Source organism: Corallococcus sp. AB045 (assembly GCF_003668895.1).
Lineage (GTDB): Bacteria > Myxococcota > Myxococcia > Myxococcales > Myxococcaceae > Corallococcus > Corallococcus coralloides.
In genome coordinates this window covers 1-6631 of record NZ_RAWN01000325.1, presented here as the reverse complement: position 1 = coordinate 6631, position 6631 = coordinate 1, and the positions used below count along the sequence as shown (strand labels likewise).

The 6631-nt window shown below is 69.5% G+C and carries 6 protein-coding genes; 3 read left to right on the top strand and 3 right to left on the bottom strand.

Annotated features, from left to right (window positions below; genetic code table 11):
- Window positions 1-1452, top strand: a 1452-nt coding sequence (locus D7Y21_RS39535) for a C1 family peptidase (protein WP_147469514.1), incomplete at its 5' end; no start/stop codon positions are given.
- Here the strand turns inward: D7Y21_RS39535 and D7Y21_RS39530 are convergent.
- Together D7Y21_RS39530 and D7Y21_RS39525 are read right to left on the bottom strand one after the other, a co-directional pair.
- Window positions 1434-2411 carry an alpha/beta hydrolase gene (locus D7Y21_RS39530; RefSeq protein ID WP_121718469.1) on the bottom strand — a complete coding sequence of 326 codons (978 nt, stop codon included), beginning with the start codon at window positions 2409-2411 and terminating at the stop codon, window positions 1434-1436. The genes D7Y21_RS39535 and D7Y21_RS39530 overlap by 19 nt on opposite strands.
- A gap of 37 nt (window positions 2412-2448) precedes the next feature.
- On the bottom strand, window positions 2449-3006 hold the full coding sequence (locus tag D7Y21_RS39525; protein WP_121718467.1) for a TetR/AcrR family transcriptional regulator: 558 nt from the start codon (window positions 3004-3006) through the stop codon (window positions 2449-2451).
- A gap of 210 nt (window positions 3007-3216) precedes the next feature.
- Here D7Y21_RS39525 and D7Y21_RS39520 point away from each other — a divergent pair, with 210 nt between their 5' ends.
- Both D7Y21_RS39520 and D7Y21_RS39515 read left to right on the top strand, forming a co-directional pair.
- Window positions 3217-4872: a right-handed parallel beta-helix repeat-containing protein gene (locus D7Y21_RS39520; protein ID WP_233612474.1), complete on the top strand. Its 1656-nt coding sequence runs from the start codon at window positions 3217-3219 to the stop codon at window positions 4870-4872.
- Window positions 4873-4929: 57 nt separating this feature from the next.
- Window positions 4930-5676, top strand: a complete 747-nt coding sequence (locus D7Y21_RS39515) for a hypothetical protein (RefSeq protein WP_121718466.1) — start codon at window positions 4930-4932, stop codon at window positions 5674-5676.
- Window positions 5677-5688: 12 nt separating this feature from the next.
- On the opposite strand, the gene D7Y21_RS39510 is transcribed toward D7Y21_RS39515, so the two are convergent.
- Window positions 5689-6631, bottom strand: a 943-nt coding sequence (locus D7Y21_RS39510) for a nitrilase-related carbon-nitrogen hydrolase (RefSeq protein WP_304988583.1), incomplete at its 5' end; no start/stop codon positions are given.

The window sequence follows — 6631 nt, the reverse complement described above, 5'->3', positions numbered from 1 at the left end:
TGGGAGGGCCGGGGCGACACGGGGGCCTTCATCCGCAGCACGATTCGCGCGCTGCGCCTCTTCGGCGTGCCGCCAGAGGAATACTGGCCCTACAAGGAGAGCGACTTCGACCGCGAGCCACAGGCCTTCCAGTACGCCTTCGCGCAGAACTTCCGGGCCATCCAGTACTTCCGCTTGGAAGAGAAGATCGGGCATTTGAAGAGCGCGCTGGACGCGGGATTGCCGTTCGCCTTCGGCTTCACCTGCTTCAGCTCGATGTTCTCGCCGGAGGTGAATGCGAGCGGGATCATCCCGTACCCGGCGCCGCAGGAGGCCGTGGAGGGAGGTCACGCCGTCCTCGCGGTGGGCTACAGCGACTCCCACGTGCTCTTCAAGAACAGTTGGAGCGCGGAATGGGGAATGGGCGGCTACGGCTTGCTTCCGTGGACCTTCTTCGACCGGGAGCGCCCCCTGGCGACGGACTGCTGGGCCCTGCTGGATGCCGCCATCATTCCTCCGGAGGAAGCGACCCGGGAGGGCGTCGAGGAGGAGGAGAAGCCGGGCAGGCGGAGGGTGCGTCCGAGCCGTGCGGAGCGGACGCCAGCGCTCATCCAGGTGGTCCGCGGGAATGATCCATTCACCGAGATCCCCCTGCGCATCACGTCATCGGGCGTGGAGGCGGCGCATGACGCATTGCGGATGGGGCTTCGTTCGACTCGCGAGGAGGTCTCGGTGCGGCTGCGCCGCGTGAGCATCACCCCGTCCTTCGACTTCACGTTGCTGAGACAGGCGTCCAACGATCTCTACCTTGTCGGGATCGCCTGGGACCTCTCGGGCCGGACTCCATCGCTCCTCTCCTCGGCCGCGGAGCCGATGAAGGGCGTCTTCCATCAGGACGGAGCCGGCAGGGAGATCCGCTTCGGGGATGGCGGCCTCCAGGTATGGAAGGGAGCGCCTGTGATTGGCGCGCTCTACCTGAACCTCCTGCTCGTGGAGAGCAGCAAGGGGGCGGAGGAGCTCTCCAAGACGCTGCACGACGTGGAGAGCATCGTGAAGAAGAGCCACCTGGGGACCGCCCTCGCCGGACAGGGAGCAGAGGTGGAGGCCGAGTCCCTCGTGCGGACGGAGGAAGCGGCGCGCCTGCTGCTGGGCGAGGTGACGGCGGCGCTCGGGAAACAGGGACATGTCATCCCCTGCTTCAAGGGGGTGTTCGGGGCGGACTCCTTCCTTCAAGGACAGTCAGATGTCTATGACCAGCTCGGCACGGTCGTCGAGCTGGAGCGGGCCATCAAGGAAGAGACCCGAAGCACCGCGAAGCACCGGCTCACCGCGCTCCAGCAGATGCAGATGGCGCTCGTCGAGGAGCGCCTGCGCGGAAGCGGCAAGGTGACCGAGTCTCCGCAGGAGGACGTCCTCCCCCCGAAGACGGAGGAGGTCGCGGCCCCGAAGCGGCCTCATGGGCCCCGGGCCTGACCCTTGTCACCCATGCCGGCGGCGTTGCCCGCGCTTCGCCGCCGCATCCCTCGCGCGGACGCCACCGACGCCAGCAGCTCCGGCCCGGGCCAGGCATTGCCCGGCCGTCCTTCCGCCAGGAAATCCACCGCGGGTGACAGCACCTCCGGCGCATAGAGGATGCGGAAGTGCCCCAGTCCTTCCGTGCGCGTGAGCTTCGCGCCCGGCCACGCGCGCGCCACCGCTTCGCCTGCTTCCAGCGGCACCTCGCGGTCCCCCACGTCGTGGAAGATGCGCAGCGGCACGTCCAACCCTGGCGCGAAGGCAGGCAGCGCCAGGTCCGCCAGCCGCATGTCGAAGCGCGCCTCGATTCGCGCCGCCATCCGCCGCCACATGGCCTCCGACAGGCCCACCGTGTCCGCGAAGGCCCGGATGCCCGCCAGCGGATCCGCCGGCGGCGAGATGAAGACCGCGCGCTCCACCTTCATCCCGTCCCGCAGCGCCACCGCCGTGGCCGCCGCGCCGAACGAGTGCGCCACCACCGCGTAGGGCCCGCCTGTCGCCTGCCCCACCGCCGCCACCATTCCCGCCAGCTCCGGCAACGAGCTGGTGCGCCCGGAGGACGCCCCGTGCCCCGGCGCGTCGTACGTCACCACCGAGAAACCCGCGTCCACCAGGGGCTGCACGAAGGCCGTGAGCTGCCCGCCGTAGCCGCTCCACCCGTGCACCAGCAGCACCCGGGGGCCCTCGCCCCAGCTCCACACCGCCACCTTCTCACCCTCCACCCTCAACACCCGGGGCTGGCCCCGCGCCAGCACCGCCTCCGCCGTGCGCGAGCGCCGCGGCCGCTGGGGCGTCAGGAACAGCCGCTCCGACCACTCCGCCGCCAGCCCGGGCGCCACCGCCCCCAGACTCCGCGCCGCCGCCCGCACACCCCACAGCGCCATCTTCGTCCGAACGTTCGTGCTATTTTCAGCCATGATGAGGTCCTCCTCGAAGGACACGGCAACAACAAGGTCAGGAAGTGGGGGTGCGCGCGGCGGTGACGAGCGCGTCGAAGGCCCGGCGGGCTCGCGCCTCGGCCTGGGGGTCCCGCATCAACCGCTTCGCGTGGTGGAAGCCCAGCATCACCGCGTACTGATCATGGGCGAACTGCTCCACGTCCAGCGCGTCGCGGAAGTGCCCTTCCGCCACGGCGATGCGCGCGGCCTGGGCCAGGCAGTCCAGCCAGTCCCGCTGCCCCTGCACCAGCGTGTCCCTCGCGGGCCCGGGCGCGTCGTCCAGCTCCGCTGCCGCCGCCACGAAGATGCAGCCGCCCTCGAGCAGCTTGTCCCGGTCCCACGTGAGCCAGCCGTCGAAGAGCGCCCGCACCCGGGGCTCGCCGCGGGCCCTGCCCAGCGCCGGGCGGATGACGCGCTCGGTGAAGACGACGGTGGCCGCCTCCAGGACCTGCACCTGCAGCTCCGTCTTGGACTTGAAGTGCGCGAACAGGCCGCTCTTGGAGAGGCCCAGCTCCTCCGCCAGCCGGACGGCCGTCTCCAGGATGGTCTGATGGGTGAGCTCGCCCTTGCGCATGGGCTCTTCATAAAACGGTCGTGCTTTTTTCGCAACCGCCCTGGCAACGAACAAGACCCGAAGGGCCAGGTTCATTGCCCGTATGGACCGCGTCGGACAAGGTGGGCGGAAAGGAAACCCATGACCCCTTCATCCTGGCGCTGGGCCCGTGTTCTTGGACTGCTGACGTCGGTCGCCTGTTCCGATGCGACACCGGATGAAGGCGAACCCATGGATGGGGGACTCCTTGCCGACGGCGGCAGCGATGGAGGAGGCCTCGGGGACAATGCCACGGTGGCCGGCGAGACAAGTCTGCCCTTCCCGACGCTGCACCACCTGACCGTGGAGTGGGCGTTCAGCGGAGATGCCAACGCCAATGGCGTGGTGACGGTCCGCTACCGGGCCTCGGGCACCGGCCCCTGGCGCGAAGCGCTGCCGCTGCGCCGCGTGGCCGCGGGCAGCAACGAGGGCTTCAGCTGGACGGGCCGCCATTCCGGCAGCGTGTTCGACCTCCAGCCGGGGACGACCTACGAGTTGGAGCTCACCCTCACGGACCCTGATGGCGGGACGACCACGCGCACCGCGACCGCCACCACCCGCCCGGTGCCGGTCCCCATGGCAGGCGCCCCCGTCAAGGCAGTGACACCCGGCACGTTCGCCAGCGTCGCCGCGAGCGCACAGCCGGGGGATGTCCTCCAACTGGGCGCGGGAACCTACGCTGGCTTTGATTGGTCCCGGAGCGGCACGGAAGGAAAGCCCATCGTGCTCCGGGGGACGGCCGGGGTGGTGATCAACGGCGCCATCAACCTCTTCGCCCAGTCCCACGTCCACCTCGAAGGACTCACCGTCAACGGCCGCATCCGCTTCAACGGCTCGAAGCACATCATCATCCAGCGTTGCGCCATCAATGCCAGCAGCGCCCATGGAGGCGACGGCATCGTGACCTTCACCCGCGCGGAGAACGCATACATCGCGGACAACGTGGTGACGGGCCTGACGCAGTGGGCGGAGGCGTCGCTCGGCGCCAGCGGAGACAACCTGGGCGAAGGCATCGCCGTCAACGGCCCGGGGCACGTCATCCTGCACAACCGCGTGACGGGGTTCCGGGACGGCATCTCCCTCATGGAGGACGAGGAGGCCGCGGATCAGTTCAGCATCGACATCCTGAACAACGACCTGACCGGCAACGCGGATGACGGCATCGAGGCGGACTTCTGCTTCCACAACTGCCGCATCGTCCGCAACCGGCTGACGAACAACTTCATCGCGGTGTCGTCGCAGCCGGGGTTGGGCGGGCCCACGTACTTCGTCCGCAATGCCATCTACAACGCGGTGCACGTGGCCTTCAAACTCTACCGGGGTAGCACGGGTGACGTGCTCCTGCACAACACGGTGGTCAAGCACGGAGATGCGTTCGGCATCTACGCGGGCCGTCCGGTGGCGCACCTCTACGCGCGCAACAACCTCTTCCTGGGAGGGACCGGCGGCACGTTCAATGGGTACAGCAGTGGCACCGGCCGGGTGTTGCACGTCCCCGACCTGGAGGTCGCCAGCTCGAGCCTCGACTACGACGGAGTGGGTTCCACCACTGACACCGTCACGGGCCGCCTGGGCGCCACCCCGTTCACCAGCCTCCAGACCCTGCGAACCGGAACGAGCGAACAGCATGCCGTGCAGGTGGACCTCACGGCGTTCGCGACCTCGGTGGCGTATCCCGCCGACCCAATGACGCTCTACGCGAAGCCGGACCTGCGCATCCGGGCGGATTCGGCCGCGGCGAACGCGGGCCAGCCCCTGCCAAACATCAACGAGGGTTTCACCGGCCCGGCGCCGGACCTGGGCGCATTCGAGGCGGGAGCGGACCTGCCCGTCTACGGCCCGCGCTGACAGCACCCGACGAAGGCCAGGGCTGGATAGGTCGAGGACTGGATAGGATGCGCGCCCATGCTCCTTTCCAAGAACGACTTCCTTCCGCGCGCGGAGGCCACGCTCGCCCGACTGGACGGAGCCCTCCGGGATGCGCTCTCCCATCAGGGCACGCCCCGGGTCACGACCCTGGAGAGGGCGTTCCCCAAGGACGAGCCCCTTCAGCCCGCCGCGCTCGCGAAGGCGCTGTGCCCCGGGCCCGTGTCACATGTCGGCCTGGCCGCCGTGGTGATGCGCGAGTTCCTTGAGCCCGTGGACGCCGTACTGGATGCGTCGCTGTCCAAGGCCACGGTCGTGACGGGCAACGCGAAGGCTCCCGGCTCGCTGCTCGTCACCTGTCCCCTCCTCGTGCTGGGCGACCTGGTGGTCGATGGATTCCTGGACGACTGCGGACCGGATTCGACCATCGTGGTCCTGGGCCGCTGTGTCGCAAAGGGGCTGCGGACGTCGGGGAACTTCCTGGTCCTGGGCGACCTGGTGGTCCGGGACGTCATCCAGGGCGTCTACAACGATGAGAGTCTCATCGTGGCGGGCAACCTGGAGACGCGCTTCCTGGATGAGAATGATCACGAGGTCGCGTGCTACGGAGAGCTCCGCACGGAGCATCGCTTCGAGAACGGGCGCTCCGGCGAGGAGGCCGCATTGTGGGCCTCCGCCTTCCTGGTGCCCGGCCTCTGGAACATCGACCTCGGCGAAATCGACCACGGCGAACTCTTCGAACGCATCCGGCGGAACGAACCGGTCTTCACCGAAGCACGCGGCTGATTGAGTCCACCGTCACTCAATGACAGACAGTGGCCCGTGGTCATCCGTGCGGCCCGCCTTGGTGACGCTCCGCCGCCGCGCGATGAGCCCCCGAACGGAGGCCTGGAGCACCCAGGCCAGCGCGACCAGGCCGGAGAGCAGCCCCACCGAGTCCCCGATGCGCGCGTAGAGCGTGGGCACCCGGCCCACCGGCAGCTCCGCGCGCAGCACGCGCTCCTCCGCCGTGAAGTGGTCCAGTTCGCCATACACGCGCCCGTAGCCGTCCACCGCCACGGACAGCCCCTGGTTCACCTGCCGCACCATGCTGAAGCCCTGCTCCACCGCGCGGAACACCGCCTGCCGCGTGTGCAACGGGCTGATGCCCTTCCAGTCGCTCGATGGCAGCAGGAGCAGCTCGAGCCCTCGCGCCGAGGCGCTGGCGAACACCCCCGGGAAGTCACCGTCGAAGCAGATGGCGCCACCCAGGACTCCCACACCGGGGGCCTGGCTCACCGCCGGCTCCGCGCTGCCCGGGATGGAGTGCTCCGCCTCCCAGCCCGGCACCGGCCGGGACTTCACGTAGCGCCATGCCACCGCGCCATCCGGCCCCACCAGGATGAGCTCGTTGCGCAGCAGCCGCTCCGCCTCGGGCGTCATGCTCGCCACCGACATGCCGAGCCACACGCCCCGCTCGCGCGCCAGCGTGCTCCCCCGCGCGATGAGCGCCTCCAGCTCCGTGGCCAGCACCACCGCGTTGCCCTCGGACCAGAGGAGGAGCTTCGCCCCCTTCGCGGCCTCCTGCTCAGACAGGCGCAGCAGCTCCTCGTTCACCGCTCGCGAGGCCCCGGCGAAGGCGCTCCAGTCCTCATCACCAAAGACCTCGCCCTTCATGAGCCGGGACAGCCCCGCCTCGCGGCCCGTGGCCACATCTCCCGCCACCGTGATGCCCGCCACCTGGACGGGCTCGCCCACCCTC